Source organism: Microbacterium sp. NPDC077663 (assembly GCF_044542795.1).
GTDB lineage: Bacteria > Actinomycetota > Actinomycetes > Actinomycetales > Microbacteriaceae > Microbacterium.
Genome location: NZ_JBITVE010000001.1, coordinates 346,163 through 365,339 on the forward strand (window position 1 = coordinate 346,163; position 19,177 = coordinate 365,339).

Annotated in this window: 20 protein-coding genes, 1 tRNA gene and 1 pseudogene; 15 read left to right on the forward strand and 7 right to left on the reverse strand. The window is 68.9% G+C overall.

What is annotated here, in order from left to right; translation table 11 throughout:
- Positions 1 to 23: 23 nt before the first annotated feature.
- Positions 24 to 1,799 (forward strand): type IV secretory system conjugative DNA transfer family protein, encoded by a 1,776-nt coding sequence (locus ACIGEP_RS01655; RefSeq protein ID WP_396659898.1) that lies wholly within the window; start codon positions 24 to 26, stop codon positions 1,797 to 1,799.
- A 142-nt stretch (positions 1,800 to 1,941) separates the two neighbouring features.
- On the opposite strand, the gene ACIGEP_RS01660 is transcribed toward ACIGEP_RS01655, so the two are convergent.
- On the reverse strand, positions 1,942 to 2,208 hold the full coding sequence (locus tag ACIGEP_RS01660; protein WP_396659899.1) for a hypothetical protein: 267 nt from the start codon (positions 2,206 to 2,208) through the stop codon (positions 1,942 to 1,944).
- Between the two features lie 246 nt (positions 2,209 to 2,454).
- A complete protein-coding gene (locus ACIGEP_RS01665; RefSeq protein WP_396659900.1) occupies positions 2,455 to 3,129 on the reverse strand; it encodes a TetR/AcrR family transcriptional regulator in 675 nt (224 codons plus the stop codon).
- 197 nt (positions 3,130 to 3,326) lie between these two features.
- On the opposite strand from ACIGEP_RS01665, the gene ACIGEP_RS01670 reads away from it, so the two are divergent.
- From ACIGEP_RS01670 to ACIGEP_RS01710, 9 genes and pseudogenes are all read left to right on the forward strand, one after another.
- Entirely contained in the window at positions 3,327 to 4,685 is a 1,359-nt protein-coding gene (locus tag ACIGEP_RS01670) for a glycosyltransferase (RefSeq protein ID WP_396659901.1), read from the forward strand.
- On the forward strand, positions 4,682 to 5,395 hold the full coding sequence (locus tag ACIGEP_RS01675; RefSeq protein ID WP_396659902.1) for an LPXTG cell wall anchor domain-containing protein: 714 nt from the start codon (positions 4,682 to 4,684) through the stop codon (positions 5,393 to 5,395). Before ACIGEP_RS01670 ends, ACIGEP_RS01675 begins: the two co-directional genes overlap by 4 nt.
- Positions 5,396 to 5,497: 102 nt before the next feature.
- Entirely contained in the window at positions 5,498 to 6,061 is a 564-nt protein-coding gene (locus ACIGEP_RS01680; RefSeq protein WP_396659903.1) for a hypothetical protein, read from the forward strand.
- A gap of 95 nt (positions 6,062 to 6,156) precedes the next feature.
- The gene (locus tag ACIGEP_RS01685) at positions 6,157 to 9,261 is read left to right on the forward strand and encodes an RCC1 domain-containing protein (protein ID WP_396659904.1); all 3,105 of its coding nucleotides are present in this window, start codon (positions 6,157 to 6,159) and stop codon (positions 9,259 to 9,261) included.
- 3 nt (positions 9,262 to 9,264) lie between these two features.
- Entirely contained in the window at positions 9,265 to 9,777 is a 513-nt protein-coding gene (locus ACIGEP_RS01690) for a signal peptidase I (protein ID WP_396659905.1), read from the forward strand.
- 311 nt (positions 9,778 to 10,088) lie between these two features.
- Positions 10,089 to 10,610, forward strand: a complete 522-nt coding sequence (locus ACIGEP_RS01695) for a single-stranded DNA-binding protein (RefSeq protein WP_396659906.1) — start codon at positions 10,089 to 10,091, stop codon at positions 10,608 to 10,610.
- A gap of 126 nt (positions 10,611 to 10,736) precedes the next feature.
- Complete coding sequence (locus ACIGEP_RS01700; RefSeq protein ID WP_396659907.1) at positions 10,737 to 11,408, forward strand: hypothetical protein; 672 nt, start codon at positions 10,737 to 10,739, stop codon at positions 11,406 to 11,408.
- A complete protein-coding gene (locus ACIGEP_RS01705) occupies positions 11,408 to 11,611 on the forward strand; it encodes a hypothetical protein (protein WP_396659908.1) in 204 nt (67 codons plus the stop codon). The genes ACIGEP_RS01700 and ACIGEP_RS01705 overlap by 1 nt, the downstream gene beginning before the upstream one ends.
- A 337-nt stretch (positions 11,612 to 11,948) precedes the next feature.
- Positions 11,949 to 12,950, forward strand: a pseudogene (locus ACIGEP_RS01710) (recombinase family protein); the annotation flags it as partial.
- Here ACIGEP_RS01710 and ACIGEP_RS01715 read toward each other — a convergent pair.
- From ACIGEP_RS01715 to ACIGEP_RS01725, 3 genes are all read right to left on the reverse strand, one after another.
- Complete coding sequence (locus ACIGEP_RS01715) at positions 12,864 to 13,067, reverse strand: hypothetical protein (protein ID WP_396659909.1); 204 nt, start codon at positions 13,065 to 13,067, stop codon at positions 12,864 to 12,866. The pseudogene ACIGEP_RS01710 and the gene ACIGEP_RS01715 sit on opposite strands and share 87 nt — an antisense overlap.
- A gap of 24 nt (positions 13,068 to 13,091) precedes the next feature.
- The gene (locus ACIGEP_RS01720) at positions 13,092 to 13,292 is read right to left on the reverse strand and encodes a hypothetical protein (RefSeq protein WP_396659910.1); all 201 of its coding nucleotides are present in this window, start codon (positions 13,290 to 13,292) and stop codon (positions 13,092 to 13,094) included.
- A gap of 279 nt (positions 13,293 to 13,571) precedes the next feature.
- Positions 13,572 to 13,647 (reverse strand) — tRNA-Arg (locus ACIGEP_RS01725).
- 71 nt (positions 13,648 to 13,718) lie between these two features.
- Here ACIGEP_RS01725 and ACIGEP_RS01730 point away from each other — a divergent pair.
- A complete protein-coding gene (locus tag ACIGEP_RS01730; protein WP_396659911.1) occupies positions 13,719 to 14,444 on the forward strand; it encodes an NUDIX hydrolase in 726 nt (241 codons plus the stop codon).
- Here the strand turns inward: ACIGEP_RS01730 and ACIGEP_RS01735 are convergent.
- Positions 14,432 to 15,496 (reverse strand): DUF2510 domain-containing protein, encoded by a 1,065-nt coding sequence (locus ACIGEP_RS01735; protein WP_396659912.1) that lies wholly within the window; start codon positions 15,494 to 15,496, stop codon positions 14,432 to 14,434. The two genes, ACIGEP_RS01730 and ACIGEP_RS01735, sit on opposite strands and share 13 nt — an antisense overlap.
- Positions 15,497 to 15,622: 126 nt before the next feature.
- On the opposite strand from ACIGEP_RS01735, the gene ACIGEP_RS01740 reads away from it, so the two are divergent.
- Complete coding sequence (locus ACIGEP_RS01740) at positions 15,623 to 16,267, forward strand: NAD(P)-dependent oxidoreductase (RefSeq protein ID WP_396659913.1); 645 nt, start codon at positions 15,623 to 15,625, stop codon at positions 16,265 to 16,267.
- A 3-nt stretch (positions 16,268 to 16,270) separates the two neighbouring features.
- Here ACIGEP_RS01740 and ACIGEP_RS01745 read toward each other — a convergent pair whose 3' ends face one another.
- A complete protein-coding gene (locus tag ACIGEP_RS01745; protein WP_396659914.1) occupies positions 16,271 to 17,065 on the reverse strand; it encodes an SGNH/GDSL hydrolase family protein in 795 nt (264 codons plus the stop codon).
- Positions 17,066 to 17,131: 66 nt separating this feature from the next.
- Here ACIGEP_RS01745 and ACIGEP_RS01750 point away from each other — a divergent pair, with 66 nt between their 5' ends.
- From ACIGEP_RS01750 to ACIGEP_RS01760, 3 genes are read left to right on the forward strand one after another with little or no spacing between them, the layout of a single operon-like run.
- On the forward strand, positions 17,132 to 17,956 hold the full coding sequence (locus ACIGEP_RS01750) for a transglutaminase family protein (RefSeq protein ID WP_396659915.1): 825 nt from the start codon (positions 17,132 to 17,134) through the stop codon (positions 17,954 to 17,956).
- Positions 17,957 to 17,990: 34 nt separating this feature from the next.
- On the forward strand, positions 17,991 to 18,320 hold the full coding sequence (locus tag ACIGEP_RS01755; protein WP_396659916.1) for a hypothetical protein: 330 nt from the start codon (positions 17,991 to 17,993) through the stop codon (positions 18,318 to 18,320).
- Between the two features lie 23 nt (positions 18,321 to 18,343).
- Positions 18,344 to 19,162 carry an ATP-binding protein gene (locus tag ACIGEP_RS01760; RefSeq protein WP_396659917.1) on the forward strand — a complete coding sequence of 273 codons (819 nt, stop codon included), beginning with the start codon at positions 18,344 to 18,346 and terminating at the stop codon, positions 19,160 to 19,162.
- Positions 19,163 to 19,177 lie beyond the last annotated feature (15 nt).

Sequence of the window (19,177 nt, forward strand, 5' to 3'; positions counted from 1 at the left end):
GCGGGGCAGGAAGGTGTCCTGTCATGTCTGGTCCTGTGCAGGCGAAACCCGCCAATGACCTGTTCATCAACCTCGCCCTCGGCGCGATGATCGCCGCCGCCTGCTTCGCCGGCCTCCTGCGCGCGGCCGGGTCGGTGACGGCGCTCCTTACCGGGCTCCCGCAGCCCACCGGCGGGGTCAGTTCCGGTATCGCCGTCCTCGCCACGCCTCTCGACCCCGGGGCCGCGTTGGGGGCGGCGGGGCTGAACCCGTTCCTGTACTGGCTGGTCGTCGCTGTGTTCCTCGCCGCCGTGACGGCGGCGGGAGTCTTTATCGTCCGCGCGGCCTTGGTTCGCAGGGGCCGGGTCGATCCGCATCGGCTCGTCGGGACCGCCACCGGCGCTGAGGCCGCCGCGGTCGCGTCCCCGAAAGCATTGGTGAAGAAGGCTGCGACGCTGCGGCCGTCCCTCGCCGGCGAGAAGGCTGAGCCTGGAGACGTCGGGTATCTGCTGGGGACGTCGAAGGGCGGGCAGATATGGGCGACGGTCGAGGACTCGATCCTCCTGATCGGCCCGCCCCGCTCCGGCAAGGGGCTGCATGTGGTGATCAACACGATCTTGGATGCGCCGGGCGCGGTGATCACGACCTCCACCCGGCCCGACAACCTCACCGCGACACTCACAGCCCGGCAGGAGAAGGGGAAGGTGGCGGTGTTCGATCCGCAGCATCTCGCACCGGGGCTGCCGGCGGGGATGCGGTGGTCGCCGGTTCGGGGGTGCCAGGACCCGCTGACGGCGATGATCCGCGCGAAAGGACTGGCGACCGCGACCGGGTTCGGCGGGGTGCAGGACGCCGGGTTCTGGGAAGGCAAGACCACCGCCGCGATCCAAGCGCTCCTCCACGCCGCGGCCCTCGATGGTCGGGACGCGAAGACCCTCTACCAGTGGACGCTCAACCCGACGCTCGCCGCAGACGCCGTCCGGATCCTCTCCTCCCACCCCGACGCCGCCGAAGGCTGGGCAGACAGCCTGGACGCGATGGTGCAAGCCGACCCGCGCACCAGGGACTCGATCTGGCAGGGCGTCTCCCTCGCCTTCGCGGCGCTGGCCGATCCCCGCGTCCTCGACGCGGTCTCACCGGCAACGGGTGAGGAATTCGATCCGGAGATGTTCCTACGCGGAAATGGCACCCTCTACCTCCTCGCTACCGGTGCGGGGGCGGGAGCATCGTCGGCGTTGGTGGCGGCGTTCATCGAAGACCTCGTCGAGACCGCCCGGAAAATCGCCGCCCGCTCGCCTGGGGCGCGGATGGACCCGCCGCTGCTGCTCGCCCTAGACGAGATCGGCAACCTCGCACCCCTCCCGTCGCTTCCGACATTGATGGCCGAAGGCGGCGGCACCGGCATCACCCCGCTGCCCGTGCTGCAATCCCTCGCGCAGGCGCGGGAGAAGTGGGGTGAAAATCAGGCGAACGCGATCTGGGACGCCTCCATCGTGAAGATCATCCTCGGCGGCGCCTCCAACAGCCGCGACCTCCAGGACCTGTCCACCCTGATCGGGGATCGGGACGAGACCACCGACTCCGTCACCACCGACGCGCACGGGGCGCACTCGAGTCAGCGATCGATCAGGCGGGTGCCGATCCTCCCGCCCGACGTGCTGCGCACTCTTCCCTTCGGCACCGCTGTCGTCCTGCTGCGCACCACCCGGCCCATCATCACCCGACTCCGCCCCTGGCCATCGCGCCGCAACGCGGCCACGCTCCACGCGCAGCGCAAAGAAATCGAGTCACTCCTCCGACCCGACACCACATCGAACTAACCCGGCGTCACGCAGCGTTCGTGTCGCTGCGGCCGTGGTTTGGGTAGCGCCGACACAAGGAAAGAGAAACTCTCGCGGCGGTGCACGCCGGGTCGGGCGCGGGTGTCGAGAGGATGCCCGGCGGAATCGACCGGATTTCAGATCAGGGACCGGCGCCGTGGAGACCGTCGGGGGTACCGCCGGCGAGGATCGTCACTATCTGTTCGCATTGGCTGAGCGGGAGGCGGACCCCGTACACCTCGTTGAGAAGATCCTGGACGACGCCAGCCAGCTCGGCGTGTTCCGTGGCGTGCGGGAGCATATCGAAGAGTACCCGCGCCGCATCCAACGCCCGCGCGCTCACCCGGTCAGTTTCGTCGAGAGCGTCGAAGAAGGCTCGCGCGGACGGTGTCAGCCTCTGCTCCCTCACCCGGGCTCGCGCATCCCGTCGACGATGCGGCTCTGGCGCGACCACAACCCACCCTCCTTTCAACCGCCGCCCACACCCCGCTCATGATCCGCTCTGACGCTGAGAACCACCCCAGCATCGGCACGATTCGCATCCCCGCGCAGACGCCTCCGGCGGCCCCGCCCCGCCCAGGCGGTCGCTGCGAACATCCCGCCAGCGCGGCATCCATCAAGAAGTGGCGACGACAGGGTGACACCTCGCAGAGTGTCAGGGCGGGGTGAGTCGATCTAAGCGATCATCCCCGGTCAGCGCCACCGCACAGGCGTGACCGAGGTGGTGGAGTTCGCCGGTGAGCCAGGCGCCGTAACGGGCGGGTGACCACCCGCACGCGCCCGTGAAATGCAGATACGAATCGGCCCCGGTGACATGTCCGAGCAGGTCAGCCGCCACATCGATCTCGTCAGGGCTGATGCGGTCCCGGCTGGCGAACCATCCCGCGGCCAGGCGCATATCGCGGTGCCGGCGCTGCTCGAGGTCCTCGTAAGCAGTGCGGGCGGCAGGGTCACTGTCGGCGGCGGCCATCATCACGCGGGTGAGTGCGGCCGTGCGGGCGTTCGCGTCAACGAGGAACTCGACATACCGGTCGAGAGCGGTGTCGGTGTCAGGCTCGGCCATGATCTGGGCGACATGGGGACGTTCAGTGAGGGGATGCGTTCCCTCATCCCCGGCGAAACTGACCTCGAACGCCGCGATCAACAGAGCATGCTTGGGGCCTTGCAACTGCACCGTCGGCACGGACACACCCGCGTGGGCGGCGATGGCTCTGAAAGACGTGGCGCCATACCCATCGCGAACGAACAGGGACGCCGCGGCGGTGATGATCCTCGTCCGAGTGGAGGCGGCTTCCGCAGCCCGCAACGGGGAGTGATAGGTGCGCGGCATCCTCACACCGTAGCTTCCCCACCCGCAAGCCCCGACAGAACAGCTGTCACCGCATCCACATCCTCTGGTCGGCCCGCGCGGCTCTGCCCGATTGGGGCGCGATGGAGGCGAGGGACGTGAGCGGCAACGTGTATTCGTGTCGGTGAGGTCATCAGGTTGTCCATGTTCCTTCTTGCTTGCACGGTATATTATTGATTATGCTCGCGACCATGCCAAATAGTGGGGTGCCGTCACGACGGTCGGCGGTGTTGTGCGCGATGCCGGCGATCGGGCATGTGGAGCCGATGCTGGTGGTGGCCCGGGAGTTGCTGCGGCGGGGCTGGCGGGTGCGGATGCTCACCGGCGCCCGCTACGCGCACCGCGTCCGCGCCGCGGGGGTGGAGTTCATCGCGCTGCCCGCGGAGGCGGACACGCTGGACAGTGTGGGGGCGCAGTCGCGTAACCGTGGCCTGGACACCATCAACGCCGGTGTGGAGGAAGCATTCGTGCGCCCCGCAGCCCCCGCCGGCCGCGCCCTCCTGCAGGTGCTCGCAGACGCGCCCGCGGACGTGGTGTTCCACGACATGACCTTCCTCGGGGTGCAGGTGCTGTTCGCCCAGCCGGCGGAGAAGCGGCCGGTGACGGTGCTATGCGGGGTGAGCGCGGCGGGGTTCTCCAGCCGCGACACCGCCCCCTACGGCCTCGGCACCACCCCCGCCCGGTTTGTCCCGGTCGGGCGGGTACGGAACGCGGTGCTCGATCGGGTGTCCCGGTGGGTGCTGGCGCCCGCGCATCGCAGCGTCGATGCTCTGCTGGCGGAGTTGGGGGCGCCGGGGTTGTCGGGGGCGTTCTTCATGGACATCCTCTCCCGCAGCGACCTCCTCGCCCAGTTCACCGTCGAAGGCTTCGAATACCCCCGACCCGATGGCCCCGACCACCTGCGCTTCTACGGCCCCATGGCCGCCCCCGGAGGCGTCGACATCCCGCTGCCGCCGTGGTGGGATGAGCTGGATCCGGAGGTGCCGCTGGTGCATGTCACCCAGGGCACGGTCGCCAACACCGACTTCACCGAAGTCATCGGCCCCGCCCTCACTGCCCTCGAAAAGGAACGTGTGCAGGTGGTCGTCACCGGCGGCGGCCGCCCCGTTGGGGACTTGCCGTCTTTGCCGGACAATGCGTTCGCTGCGGACTACCTCCCCTACGATCAGCTGCTCCCGCGCACGAGCGTGTTTGTCACCAACGGCGGATACGGCGGGCTGCATCACGCGATGCGGTACGGGGTGCCGATTGTGGTCGCCGGCGACAGTGAGGACAAAGTTGAAACCTCCGCCCGGGTGCACTGGTCCGGCTCGGGGATCAGCCTGCGCACCGGCCACCCCACGCCCGCGAAGATCCGCCGCGCCGTGCGCCACATCCTCACCCACCCCACCTACGCGGACACCGCCGCACGCCTGGGCCGCGACATCACCGCCGCCCCCGGCGCCCCCGGCCTCGTCGACGACGTCGAAACACTCCTCCGTGCTCGCACCCAGCGCACCGCATCCGACAACTCAGTCCGACAAGGGGACGAGCAGTGAGCGTCCCGGCGTGCACCACCACCGTCACCAGCGACGGCGGCTACACCCTCCCCGCCACCGGGATTGATGCCAGCACCTGGGCGCCGGTGGCGGTGATCGCCGCGGTGCTCCTTGCCGCCGGGGTCACGGTGCTGATCGTCCGGGTGCGCCGTACCCGCACCCCCGCGCTCGTCGTGCTGCTGGCAGCCCTCATCCTGTCCGGCGCACTCCCCGCCCCCGCCGCGCACGCCACCGACCTCGCAGACACTGCGCCCGCGTGCGCGCTGATCCGAATCGGCGAGGTCACCGCTCAATCCACCGCCCCGCTGGTCCCCGGGCAGAACACGACCGGCCTGCGGTACACCGTCATCAACATCACTGACATGCCCCTCGACGTCACTGTCACCACCACCGTGACCTCCGACCCCGGCACCATCGCCGACGACCTCCACACCATCCTCACACTAGGCGGCGACCACACCTCCATCGGCACCCTCGACCACAGCCCCGCCCCCCCAAGCCTCCGGCTTCTCCCCGGCGCCACGGCGACCGTGGAGTACACCCTGACCCTGGCGGACACCGTCGACAACACCGGACAGGGCCGCACCGTCCACTACGACAGCACCCTCACCGCTACCCAGGCTCCCGGCGAACCTTCCGCTTCCGCGGAGGAATTGGAACCGGGACAGCTCATCCTGCACCCCGCCATCATCACCCCCGTCCGGCGCTAACCGCCCCGCCCCACCGGCACCTCAAACGGTGCCGCCCGTGATCCTGCACCACCCTCCGTCACCGTGCACCACCTCACCTCACCACACGAAAGGTCCACCCTCATGAACACCACCCTCACCGCCCCCGACGCCCCCGCGGCACCCGCCCGACGTAAGCCAACCCGGGCTCTCGTCGCCGTCTCCGCCGGTGCTACCGCGATCGCCCTCGGCGTCGGCGGGTTCCTCGCCACCACTGCCGCGTTCACCGACCAGAAAACCGTCACCGGTAACACCGTCAGCACCGCCGAACTCACCATCGGCGACACCGCCTCCGTGCCTGTCCCGGTCAACGCCACCAACCTCATCCCCGGCGGATTTCTCCCCGTCGAGGACGTCCTGGTGTTCACCAACGCCGGCACCGTGGATTTCCAGTACACCATCAGCCTCTCCAACATCACCGGTGACACCGCCCTCCAAGGCTGGACAGACATCGCGATCACCGCCGATGGGAAAACGGCCACCGGTACGCTCGCCGACCCGCCCCACCTCAAGGTGAGCTCGCTCACCCCCACGGACCCCGCCGTCGAGGTAGACGTCACCGTCGGGCTGAGCACCGATGCGGACAACACCGTCAAAGACAAGACGGCAACCTTCGATCTCGTCGTCAACGCCACCCAGAACCCCTAACAACGCCGGGGTGGGCGGTTCCAGTCGTTCAGACCCGCCACCGCCCACTCCACCCTTCACCCCGCCGCTACACCACTGTCCTGGAGCCCGTCCGCATGCGCCTCACCCGCTTCGTCCTCACCGGCCTCACCTTCACGGTCGTAGCCATCCTGGGCGTGCTCCCCACCACCACCGCAGCCTTCACCGATGCGACCACCGTCACCGAGAACACTGTGCGCACCGGGAACCTCGCCGCCGCCACCTTCACCACCACCACCCAGACCTCTCCCACCAGCACCACGCTCGAGTGGACGCCCACGGACACCACCGCGTCCTCCCTCCAACCCGCCTACATCGTGCAACGCTCCACCACCCCCGACGGAGCGAACCCGATCAACGTCTACACGGGTACAGATACAACGGTCGTGGACATCGGCAACGTCGCTCCCCAACGCCCTGCCACTCCCATCACAGCCATCACTAGCGGCCAAGACCACTCGCTTAGCGTCTCGGAGGATGGGAGCGTGTATGCCTGGGGTAGCAACGGAAGCGGGCAACTCGGCGACGGGACCACTGCGCGGTCGCTGGTCCCGGTGCATCTAGCGGCCCAGCTCTTCGGAGGACAGAAGGTCACCGCCGTCGCCTCTGGCGATCATCACTCCGTCGCGTTGGCAGAGAACGGGAGGGTCTTCACCTGGGGCAACAACAACTTCGGGCAGCTCGGCAACGGCACCACCGTCGCCTCTCGGGTACCGGTCGAGATCGATGCGAACCGATTCGGCGGGCGGAGGATATCCGCCGTCGCCGCTGGCGACTACTTCACCGTGGTGGTGGCGGACGATGGCTCGGTGTTCAGCTGGGGGTCCAATGGGGCAGGGCAGCTCGGCAACGGTAAGACGGGCTCGGCGCCGTACCCGGTTCTCGTCGGCGCGCAACATTTCGGCGGGCAGAAGGTCGCGGCCCTCTCCGCGGGCAGCGACCATACGGTAGCGGTCACCACCGACGGCTCCGTCTACGCGTGGGGGTCCAACGGCTCCGGGCAACTCGGCATCGGCGCAGCCCCGCGTTCCCACACACCAGCGCAGGTTGGCAGGGAGCGCTTCGGAGGGCAAGGGGTCAAGACGATCGTCGCGGGGGACTACCACACCGCGGCGATCGCAACCGACGGGTCGGTCTACACGTGGGGATGGAACGGATCCGGACAGCTCGGAGACGGCACACTCAACACCTCGTCGACCCCTGTGCATCTCTCCTCGGAGCAGTTCGGCGGGCGGGCGATCACGTCCATCGCCGCTGGATTCGCCCAAACGGCAGCAGTCGCGGAAGATGGGTCCGTCTACGACTGGGGATTCAACTCGCGAGGCCAGCTCGGGAATGGGACGACCGTCCGCTCGCTGGCGCCGGTGCATCTCGAATCGAATTCGTTCGGAGCGCAGAAAATCCGCGCCGTCACCGCTAAAGACCAGCACACCCTCGCGATCGCTGACGATGGCACCCTTTACGCCTGGGGCAACAACGAGAACGGACAGCTCGGTAACCAGAGCACGTCCACCATAAACAGCGCACCGATCCACGTGACAATCTCCGGCGCAGCGGCGTGCGTCCCCGACGCGGAGTCTATCGATGACGGCTCCTGCTCACTCTCCGCGGAAACGACCTACTACTACCGACTCAGCTACACCCTTGGCCGGTGGGACGCGCCGCCGTCCGCCTGGACACCCGTGACCACGGCACTCAGCCCCCTCACCCCCACCATCGGGAAGGACTCGACCGCATCATCAGTGAACGTCACCTGGCCCGCCGCGAAAATGCCATCGACGTACACGCTCGAGCGCTCGACGACCCTGGACGGTGGTGACCCGGTCACGGTGTACACCGGCAGCGACTTGAACACGGTCGATGCCGGTGGCATCGCACCACAACTGCGCGACGTGTCTTTCAGCGCCACCAGCGCCGGCAGCGACCACGTGATCGCCCTCACGACGGACGGAGCGGTCTACGCCTGGGGTGCTAATAGGTACGGGCAGCTCGGTAACAACAGCCCGAGGGAACAGCCGACGCCGGTGCGGTTGGCGGCGGACGTATTTGGTGGGCAGAAGATTGTCGGCGTTTCCGCCGGAGGGGACCACTCAGCGGCCCTTGCAGCCGATGGCAGCGTTTACATGTGGGGAAACGGTGGGAACGGGCAGCTGGGTAATAACAAGCAGACAGTGTCGTCGACGCCGGTGCGGTTGGGCGCGGAAGTGTTTGGCGGTCAAAGTATCGTCAGCATCTCCGCCGGCGAGACTCACACAGCGGCCGTCGCCGCCGACGGCAGCGTCTACACCTGGGGGTTGAACCTCTCCGGTCAGCTCGGCAACAACAGCACGGCGATAAGGTCGCTCACGCCGGTGCGGTTGGGGACGGACGTGTTCGGCGGGCAGAGGATCGTCAACGTCTCCGCCGGCGCGCACCACACGGCAGCCCTCGCAGCCGACGGCAGCGTTTACGCGTGGGGGTTGAACGGATACGGGCAGCTCGGTAACAACAGCACGACGGGACGGTCGCTGACGCCAGTGCGGTTGGGGAGGGAGGTGTTCGGGGGTCGAGAGATTGTGAGCATCTCCGCTGGCGGGAATCACACCGCAGCCCTCGCAGCCGATGGCAGCGCCTACATGTGGGGCTACAACATGTACGGGCAGCTCGGCAACAACAGCACGACAAACTCGGGGACGCCGGTCCGCGTGGAGCGAGAGCTTTTCGGCGGGCAGAATATCACGAGCATCTCCGCCGGGTACAACATCACAGTCGCCGTCGCGGCAGACGGCGTCGCATACGCGTGGGGAGACAACCGATACGGGCAAATCGGTAACAACACCACGAACAACTCATCCACGCCGGTGCGCCTGGCGCCGGAGCTCTTCGGCGGGCAGAAAGTTGGGAGCATGTCGGCCGGCTTCAACGTCACTGTCGCGGTCGCAGCAGATGGCACGATCCGAGTCTGGGGGTACAACGGGTCTGGTCAGCTCGGAACGGGTGCGGCCACACCGTCATCCAGTCCCGCCCCGACACGCGTGCCCATTCAAAACGTCGCTTGCGCGCCCGGAGCTGCCACATCGAGCGACGGCCTCTGTTCACTCTCATCTGACACGACGTACTACTACCGATTGTCGTACACCTTGAAAGACGGCCGCGAGGGGCCGGCGTCCGCGTGGACGGCGCTGCGCACTCCCGGATTCTGATTCGTGCGTCTTCTATCGATTGGACGCTGGCTCCTGATCGCGGTACTGGCCGCCGTGCTCGCCGCGCCTGTCCTTCTCACAGCCCTGACGGCGCAGCACACCCTCGAAGTCACGGGAGGATCGATGGCCCCCACCTATCAGCGCGGAGACCTCGTCATCATCGATCCTGCAAGGATCGCCGAGATAGGCGCGGGGGATGTGGTCACGGTGCGCCGCACGGACGGAGTGCTGTACACCCACCGGGTGACCAGCATTAGTCCTAACGGCGTGATCACCACCCGCGGCGACGCGAACCCCGTCGCCGACACTCCTACCGTGACCCGCGCGGACATCGCCGGTGTCGTCACCATCCATGTACCCCAGCCCTGGGCGGGAATGGTGACCGCGTCACAGTCGCTTCCGGGCCGGATCAGTCTTGCCCTCGTGCTGTCTGGTCTCATCTTTCTCCCCACGGCGCAGCGCACATGGACGCAACAGACCTCGCCTACGTCGAGGAAAGGCGTTCGACACACCTGATGGTTGCGCCCGCTGCGGACGGCGCGGCGAGACGTCCGCCCAGGAGAAGCGGCACGTGGACGAGGCACCCCAGCTACCCCGTTCGCATTCGGATGCAGCGGAGGACGCACCCCTCAAACGGGCCCTCGGGCGCCCCCGCGACCCATTGAGCTGGGCGGGCACGGGTCGGGTTCGTGTCTGACCATCTGATCCTTGACGAGTCGCGTGCGAACAGGCACCCGCAAGCATCGCGTCGGGGGCGGTAGGGCGCGCGTACCTGTCGGTCAGCCCCGCCCATCCGAGCGGGCGTGACTGACGAGGGAGAGCAGTTCATGGTGATCCGCACGAAAGAGTCCCTGTCCGGGTTCGTTGCTTCCGACCCGGAGTTGACGTTCACCGGTAAGGGCGATGCCCGCCTGTATCTGCGGGTCGGGCAGCCGCAGGTGAAACTTCAGGAGGACGGCACGTTCACGCAGCTGGACCCGACGTTCACGGACCTGGTGATGTTCCGTAAGTCGGCCGAGCGCGCGCACGACCAGTTCCGTAAGGGCGACAACTTCATCGCCGAGGGCGAGACCCGCACCTACACTGGGCAGGACGGGACCGAGCGGGAGCAGTTCGTTGCCTCCCGTATCGGGCACGACAAAAATCTCACCCGCTACACCGTGGACCGCACCCCGCCCCAGCGCGACGCCGCCAAACGGGAGACCCCAGCCCGGAAGGAGACCTCCCGCGAGCCGGCCTCCTGGGAGACGGCGCAGCAGGCGGTCGCGGCGCGTGAGGCGGCGCTGGAGCCCGACCCGGAGCCTTTCGCGAGCACGACCAGCGTGCAGCGAGACGCCGTCACCCGATAAGCCGCGGGTGCGGCGATCAGTCTCACCAGCCGTCTCCACCTGGCCACCGCACCCGCACCCCCCCTCACCGCGCCGAGCTCCGCACGGGGCGCGGCACCCGTCGTCTTTGACCCCAGGGAGCTTCTGATGAGCGACACCCCGATACCATCGTCCGCCGATGATGAGCCGCCAGCCCCGCGTCCAGGCACGATGCGCCCGGATGACCTGCCGCCGAAGATCGTCGCCGAAGCGAGGCGGATTGCGAAGGAGCAGTTCACGACGGAGATGACCCAGGTCCTCTCCGCCACGCCGCGGCCGATCAACTGGCGCACCCTGCCCCCGGGCGATCTCGAACGGGAACTACTCGAGCTGAACCAGTGGGTCGACTGGGTCCGGCACACCTACGGGCTTCCCGCGCAGGTAGTTCCGCCGATGTGGCACCGGCACCCGGAGTTGCTGTGGGAGCTGTCCGCGCTGCGGCAGCACTGGCTGTTCTGCTTCGATCCCGCAGCCAAAGGCAACCAGGCCCTCGCCTGGCATCACGACTTCGCCGTCGCCCGCGAACGCCTCCGCGACTGGGTCACGATCTCCGGCGCTCGCCTGGACCGCGACCGGCCCACCCGCATCACCGCCTGGCCCGGCGGAGAGCCCGAGGGATGGGAGCCGCCGGATGTGTCCGAGCGGCCGGTGGCGAAGCGGAGCGAGGACTTCGTCGTGTTTGTCGCCGAGCAGGTCGCGGCGCGCAAGGCGGAGCAGGATGCCGTCATCCGGCAAGTCGTCAACGGTGAGCGGCCCGCCGGAGAGCTGGGTGGGCGCTGATGGGCCGCCGTCGCCCGTATCAGCGGCGTACCGGGTACGTGCCGTACGAGGACCGCCGGTTCTTCGTCGATGCCGTGCACCGTCCGGAGCCGGATCTCGGGATCCTCACGGAACTGTTCATCCGCCTCGCCCTCGAACGCGTCGCCGACGCCCGCCAGCACCGCGAAGCCCAGGCGGCGCCACCGACCTTGAAGCCCCGGTAGCACCCGTAACCACGGCGTTTCAGAGGTAGCATCAGAACGAGCAGACGCCCTTCCTGCCGCTTGGCGGCGGGCCGGGGCGCGCAGCAACCACACGCCGAACCGCCCATCTCTCGGGCGGGGACGCAGACGCCAACCCAGAGGGGTGGGCAGCCACCACACTCGACGCGCGACCCCAGGAACGGGCGACCTGCTTTTCGCCTGTTCGGATCGAGTGAAAGGTGGCGCCCCGCATGCGCACCCACCGCAACCCCACACCCACCGCGCCAGCCGTCCCCGTCGTTCCGGTGGTGGCGTCATGACGCTCCTCGCCTCCAGCCCGGCACTGGACACCTCCCGGATGCTGTCGGGTGAGGCGTTCGCCGTGTCGTACCTGCGGGTGTCCACGAAGGAGCAGGCCGAGAAGGGCGGCACGGACGAAGGATTCTCCATCCCCGCCCAGCGCGACGCGAACCAACGCAAGGCCGAAGCGCTCGGCGCGGTTGTCGTCGAGGAGTTCGTCGACGCCGGCGAGTCCGCCAAGAGCGCGAACCGCCCCGACCTGCAGCGGATGCTCCGCTACATCACCACCCGCAAGGTCGCGTACTGCATCGTCCACAAGGTCGACCGGCTCGCCCGCAACCGCGCCGACGACGTCGCCATCCACATCGCCCTCCAAGAAGCCGGCGTCATGCTCGTCTCGGCGACGGAGAACATCGACGAGACCCCGTCCGGGATGCTGCTACACGGGATCATGTCGACGATCGCGGAGTTCTACTCCCGCAATCTCGCCACCGAGGTCGTCAAAGGCATGACCCAGAAGGCCATGACCGGCGGCACCCCGTCGAAAGCGCCGATCGGATACCTCAACACGCTCGACCGCGACCATCTCGGCCGCGAGGTGCGCTCCATCGCCCTCGACCCCGACCGCGCCCCGATCGTGAAATGGGCGTTCGAGGCCTACGCGTCCGGGAACTACTCCCTAGCCCAGCTGCGCCGCGAGCTCGCGGGGCGGGGCCTGACGACCGTGCCGACGCCGCGACGTCCGTCACGCCCGCTCGCATTGTCGTCGGTGCACCGGATGCTGACCAACCCCTACTACAAGGGCGACGTCGTCTACCGCGGCGTCCGCTACGACGGCGCCCACGAACGCCTCATCGAACCCGAGGTCTGGTACCAAGTGCAATCCGTCCTCACCTCCCACGCCACCTCCGGCGATCGCACCCAGAAACACGACCACTACCTCAAAGGCTCCGTGTTCTGCGACCAGTGCGGATCACGGCTGATGATCAACAACACCAGTGCCCGCAACGGCAACATCTACCCGTACTTCGTCTGTCTCGGCCGGCACCAGAAACGCACCGACTGTACCCAGGCCGCGATCCTCGTCGCCGACGTCGAAGACCTCATCGTCGACTACTACCAGCGGATCCAAATCACCCCGGCGATGCGCGACGCACTCCGCGGCATGCTCCACCATGAACTCGACCGCCTCACCGAAGCCTCAGGGGCTGAGGCCGCGGAGCTCACCAAGCGGCGGGCGGCGAACATCGACGAGCAGGACCGGCTCCTCGACGCTCACTTGAAGGACACGATCAGCCTCGAGCAGTTCTCCAAGTTCCAGGACCGGCTCCGCGCCGAGCAAGCAGCGATCGACGAGCGCCTCGCCGAGCACCACAACGACTACGCCGAAGCCCGCGCCCACATCGACGATTGCCTCGCCCTCGCCTCCGACATCGGGCGGATCTACGCCGGCTGCAACGACCAGAACCGGCGCCTGGCCAACCAGGCGTTCTTCACCAAGATCCGCATTCGCGAGCGCAAGCAGATCGACGCCACCACGGCCAAGCCGTTCAACATCATCCTCGACCCCGACGTCCAGCGCGAAGCCGTCATCCCCGCCGAGCAGCCCGATAGCGAGCAGGCCGGAACGAACGAAACTCCGACACGAATCAACATGTCGGAGTTTCGAACATCCACTGGTTGGTGCCCCCGGAGGGATTCGAACCCCCGACTTCTGGTACCGGAAACCAACGCTCTATCCCCTGAGCTACGGAGGCGTACCGATCGAGACTATCACCGGTGCGGTGGCTCCTGCGCCCACGTCCACCCCGTCACTTAGCCTGAATCCATGACCTCGTCCGCTCCCACCCAGACGGCGCGAGAGCAGCTCGTCCGTCTCGTCGAGTCCGTGGCGGCCGGCGCCGCGCAACCGGGCTTCGAGGTCCTCCGCTCGATCCCCGAGGTGCCGGGCGCCCGCCCGGCGGCCGTCCTGATCCTCTTCGGCGTCCTGGACGACGTGCCCGCGGAACGAGACGCCGCGGATCGGGCTGTCTCGCGCGATCTGGACGTCCTCCTGTTGTCGCGCGCCGAGACGCTGCGGGCGCATCCGGGCCAGGTCGCCTTCCCTGGCGGGCGGGTCGATCCCGGGGATGAGGATGCGGTCGCGGCATCCCTCCGCGAGGCGTGGGAGGAGACGGGGCTCGACACCGGCGGCGTCGACGTGCTCGGCACGCTCGAGCCGATCCCGCTCGAGTATTCGCGGCACCTCGTGACCCCGGTGATCGCCTGGTGGCGGCGGCCGTCGCCCGTGCGCGTCGTGGACGAGGCCGAATCAGCCGACGTGTTCCGGGCGCCCGTCGCCGACCTCCTCGACCCCGCCCACCGCGGCACCACCGTCGTGCACAGCGAGCGGGGCGAGTTCCGCGGTCCGGCGTTCCTCATCCCGACCCTGCGCGGCGAGCGTCTGGTCTGGGGGTTCACCGCGATGATCCTCGCGGGCCTGTTCACCCGACTCGGCTGGGATGAGCCGTGGGACGCGGGACGCATCATCCCGCTGCCGGGTCAGAACGAGTAGAAGTTCGCGTAATCCGACAGCAGCAGGTCGGTGGCGTCCTCCGGGACGAGGTAGGCCACGAGGCCCTCGACCGTCTCACCCTCGGCCACCGTGCCCGCGTCGCTCAACATCGTCGAGTCCTCGGGCGCCACGACGAATGCGCTCGGGTAGATCTTCCCGTCGGGGGTGGCGAGCGAGAGGTCGTACGACGCGTACGCGGCTTCCGTGCCCTCGGGATCGAGGCCCGTCACCGTCATCTCGACCAGGACGTACCGCATCCCCTGCGCGGTCAGGCCGTTGTACTCGTTCCAGGCCAGGACCTCGTCCGTCGCATCCTCATCGACCAACCGGACCTCGGCGCGATAGTCGTCGCCCGCGGAGGAGCCGGCCACGTAGGGCAGCGGCAGCGGGTCATCGACCGAGCCCGGGCCGGACTCCGGGGCGAAGGAGTCGAATCCCTCTCCGGGGGAGGGCGAGGCATCGGGAGCCGGTGCCGCGCCGACGTCGGGATCCTCGTAGGACGGCGTCGGCGCCCAGATGATCGACGAGAGCGAGATCGTCACGATGAGCGCCCACGCGAGGCCGAGCCCCGAGAGTACGGTGCCCGTCACCGCGAGAGCCTTACGCTGACGCCGGACGAGGGCGAGCACACCGATGATCGCACCCACCAGGGCGATGATCAGCCCGAGGAACGGGATCCACGCCGAGAGGAAGGCCGCGATCCCGAGCACCAGGGCCGCGACGGCGAGCCCCTGCGGCGGACCCGGGACGATGGCACCGCCGTAGGGCGGGTAGCCCGTCGAGGGAGCTCCGTACGCAGCGGGCGGCATGCCCTGCGCGGCGTACGGCGGCGCGGCCGCGTACGCGGGCGGCGCCGCAGCGTAGGGCGGCACCTGTCCGTACGGCTGCGGTACCGGCGGAACGCCCGGGGCGTTCGCGGACGGTCCGGCCGGTGTGCCGGCGCCGGCCGGCAGGAACGGGGGAGCGGCGTGCCACGTCGAGCCGTCCCAGTAGCGGAGCTCATTGCCGGCGTGCGGAGCCGGATACCACCCGGCAGGCGTCGTGTCGGTCACGTCCGTGTCCCCCTCGTCGATGCATCGGGAGCGCGCGGGCCCCCTTCCATGTCGAGCGTACAAGCGCAAGGGGCGGAACCCGGGGGACTGTCCACCGTAGCGTCGAGGCGGTAGAGAGGAGCCTTCATGGCACGCATCACGATCATCGGCGGACACGGGAAGGTGGCGCTGCTGCTCGCACCCCTCCTCGTCGAGGCGGGGCACGAGGTCACCTCGATCATCCGCAACCCGGACCACGAGCAGGATGTCGCCCGCACGGGTGCCACCGCGGTCGTCGCCGACGTCGCGGCATCCGATATCGATGCGATCACCGAACTGCTCGCCGACAGTGACGCGGTCGTGTGGTCGGCCGGCGCCGGAGGCGGGTCACCCGAGCGCACCTACGCCGTCGACCGGGATGCCGCGATCCGCTCGATCGACGCGGCCGTCGCCGCCGAGGCCCGCCGCTACGTCATGGTGTCGTATTTCGGTGCGGGTCCCGATCACGGGGTGGACCCGTCGGACGGTTTCTACGCGTACGCCGAGGCCAAGGCGGCCGCCGACGCGCACCTGCGCGACGCGGACCTCGACTGGACGATCCTCGCCCCGTCTGCGCTCACCCTCGACGAACCGACCGGCCGTATCGACGTGCACGCGCAGGAGGGCGCGTCCGTCTCGCGAGCGGACGTCGCCGCGGTCATCGCCGCCGCTCTGGCGGAGCCCGCGACCATCGGGCGGACGGTCTCCTTCAACAGCGGAGACGTCCCGATCACCGACGCGCTGCGCGGCTGACGGTCAGCGGTCGGCGGGTGCCGACTCGTCCTCGATCGGAACGCCGCCCGCGTCGGTGCTGGCGCTGCGTTCCTGCAGGGCCTCGAGCAACTTCTCGGCGAGGTACGCGTGACCCTCGTCGGAGGGATGCCGCTTGCCGGCGCCCACGTCGATCACGTCGAGGTAGTTCGCGGGCGTGATCCACTGCTCCTGCAGCGACGAGATGTACCACCAGTGTCGGTCGGCGGCCGCCTTCTGCAGGTCGCGGTCGATGCGCGCCGTGCCCTCGTCGATCGGGAACTGGTGCGGGGTCGGGCCGAAGATGACGATCTGCGCGCGCGGGTAGAGCCCGGCGAAGACGTTCCAGGTCGCATCGACGGCCTCGCGGTAGCCGCGCTCGCCCTGCAGACGGTCGTTGATGGAGCCCTGGATGATGATGAGGTCGTAGTCGGCGGCGGGATCCAGCCACGTGGCGCGGGTCCGGAAGTCGGGACCGTCGAATCCGGGCTTCATGTAGCCCGAACCGCGCACGCCGTCGACTGTGACGTCCCACCCCGTCAGTCGACCCAGCTGATACGCGTATCCGTCCGTGGGCACCGTGGCGGCCGCCCCGTAGGTCCACGAATCGCCGAACACGAGCACATCCGCGTCGGCGGGGATGGACAGCAGTTCGACGGCGGGGATGCCGGAGGTCGAGGTCGCGGCATCCACCGTCGGCGCCGTGCGCCACGGCTGCCACGCAGCAAGCGCGACGATGGCAGCGACCCCGGCGGCGATGACCCCCAGCCCCCACCCCCGAGCGCGTCGTTCAGAGGTCATGCGACGAGGGTAAGCGATGATCGCCCGACTCGCCGACTCCGATCTTCCGCGTGCGAGGATTGCCCGGTGCAGCGTGTCGTCAGGGCGGAACTCGACCTCGAGCTCGAGGGGGAACTCGATCTGATCCTCTCCGTCGCCGTCGCCGCCGGCACGCCCGTCGCGCACGAGCGTCTGCAGCTCTTCCGGGACGGTGAGGAGCTGAGCCCGCTGACGGTGACGGATGCCGAGGGCACGCGACTGCACCGCCTCCGGGCTGCGGCGGGGCCGCTGCAGGTGCGCTACGACGCTCGCATCGACGGGCCGCTCACCGTCGCGCCCGCCTCCCCGCTCGACACCGCGGTCTATCTCCGACCGAGTCGCTACGCCCCGTCCGACTCCGTCTTCGCGCAGGCGCGCCGCCAGTTCGGCGGACTCCGCGGGACCGATCTGCTCGCGGCCGTCGAGTCCTTCGTCGCCGAGACGGTCACCTATTCGCCGGGGCTCTCGCTCGGAACCGACTCCGCGGTCACGACGCTCGCAACGGGGCAGGGCGTGTGCCGCGACTACGCGCACCTCGTGATCGCGCTCCTGCGGGCGATGGACGTTCCGGCGCGCTACGTCGCCTGCTACGCCCCCGGGCTCGTGCCGATGGACTTCCACGCCGTCGCCGAGGCTTGGATCGACGGTCGCTGGCTCGTCGTCGACGCCACCCGACTCTCGAACCGCCACGGCCTGGTGCGCATCGCCACGGGACGGGATGCCGCGGACTGCGCCTTCCTCAGCTACTACGGCGCCAACCTCGCGCTGCAGCGGCTCGTCGTGGACGCGCGGATCGACGGCGACGGCGACGTCGTCGCCGCAGCATCCGACCCGCTCCGCGACGATCGGGCGGCCCTGGTCTCCCTCGGGTGATTAGGGTAATCGGTAGGACACGGGGGAGGTGCGGGTGAAAACCGCGGACGACGTGATTCGCCGAGCCATCATCGAGGGCTACGGCGTCCTCGGCGAGGCTCCGGAAGCCGACCTGCAGGGGCTGGTCCGGCTGGCCGCGACCGTGTGCGGCGTGCCGACCGCGGTCATCAACCTGATCGACGACCGCTTCCAGCACCAGATCGCCGCGGTCGGCATCGAACCGGCGGTCTGCAGCCGCGAGGACTCGATGTGCGCGGTGGTGTTCCGCAAGCCCGGCCACACCGTCGTCACCGACGCGAGCCTCGATGAGCGATTCGCCGGCAACCCCTTCGTCACCGGCGAGGTCGCGAACGTCAAGTTCTAACCTCCAGCCCCCTCATCACCCCGATGGGCGTGCCGATCGGGACGATCTGCATCTTCGACGAGGTGCCGCGCGATCTCCCCGAGGACGAGAGCGAGGCGCTCGCCCTCATCGCGCGGCAGATCGTCGACGTGCTGGAGCTCCGGCGCATCACGCGGGAGCTCGGTGAGTCCAACGAGCAGCTCGAGAACTTCGCCGCTCAGGTCGCGCACGACCTGCGGAACCCCCTCACCGCCCTCACCGGGTACATCGAGCTCGCGGCGGACGTCCCCGAGGTCGCGGGCCTGCCGGCGGCGTCACGGGCACTGGCACGCGCCGAGTCCGTGGCCGACCGCATGTCGGGGATGATCGCGCGACTGCTCGACTATGCGCGCGTCGGCGGCGCGCCGATCCGCCGTACGGCCATCGAGGTCGAACCGCTCGTCGCCTCGGCCATGGAGGATCTGCGCAGCGCGGGCGAGGACAACGGCGCGGAAGTGACCGTCGAGGCATCCGTCCCCGTGAACGCGGATCCGACCCTGCTCGGGGTGCTCCTGCAGAACCTCGTCGGGAATGCCGTGAAATTCTCCGGTATCGGCGGTCGCCTGCCGGAGGTCGTCGTCTCGGTCGGGACGGTCGCTGCCGGGGTGCGGATCGTGGTCGACGACAACGGTCCCGGGGTTCCGCCCGCGGAGCGGGAGCTCGTGCTCGAACCCTTGGAGCGGGGCTCCAACGCCGACGCCCCCGGGTTCGGCATCGGCCTCGCGACCTGCCGCCGCATCGTCGAGTCCCACGGCGGCCGGCTCGGCATCGACGATTCGCCCCTGGGCGGGGCGCGCGTCTGGGTGGTGCTGCCGTCGGCGTGAGGAGCGCCCGAAACG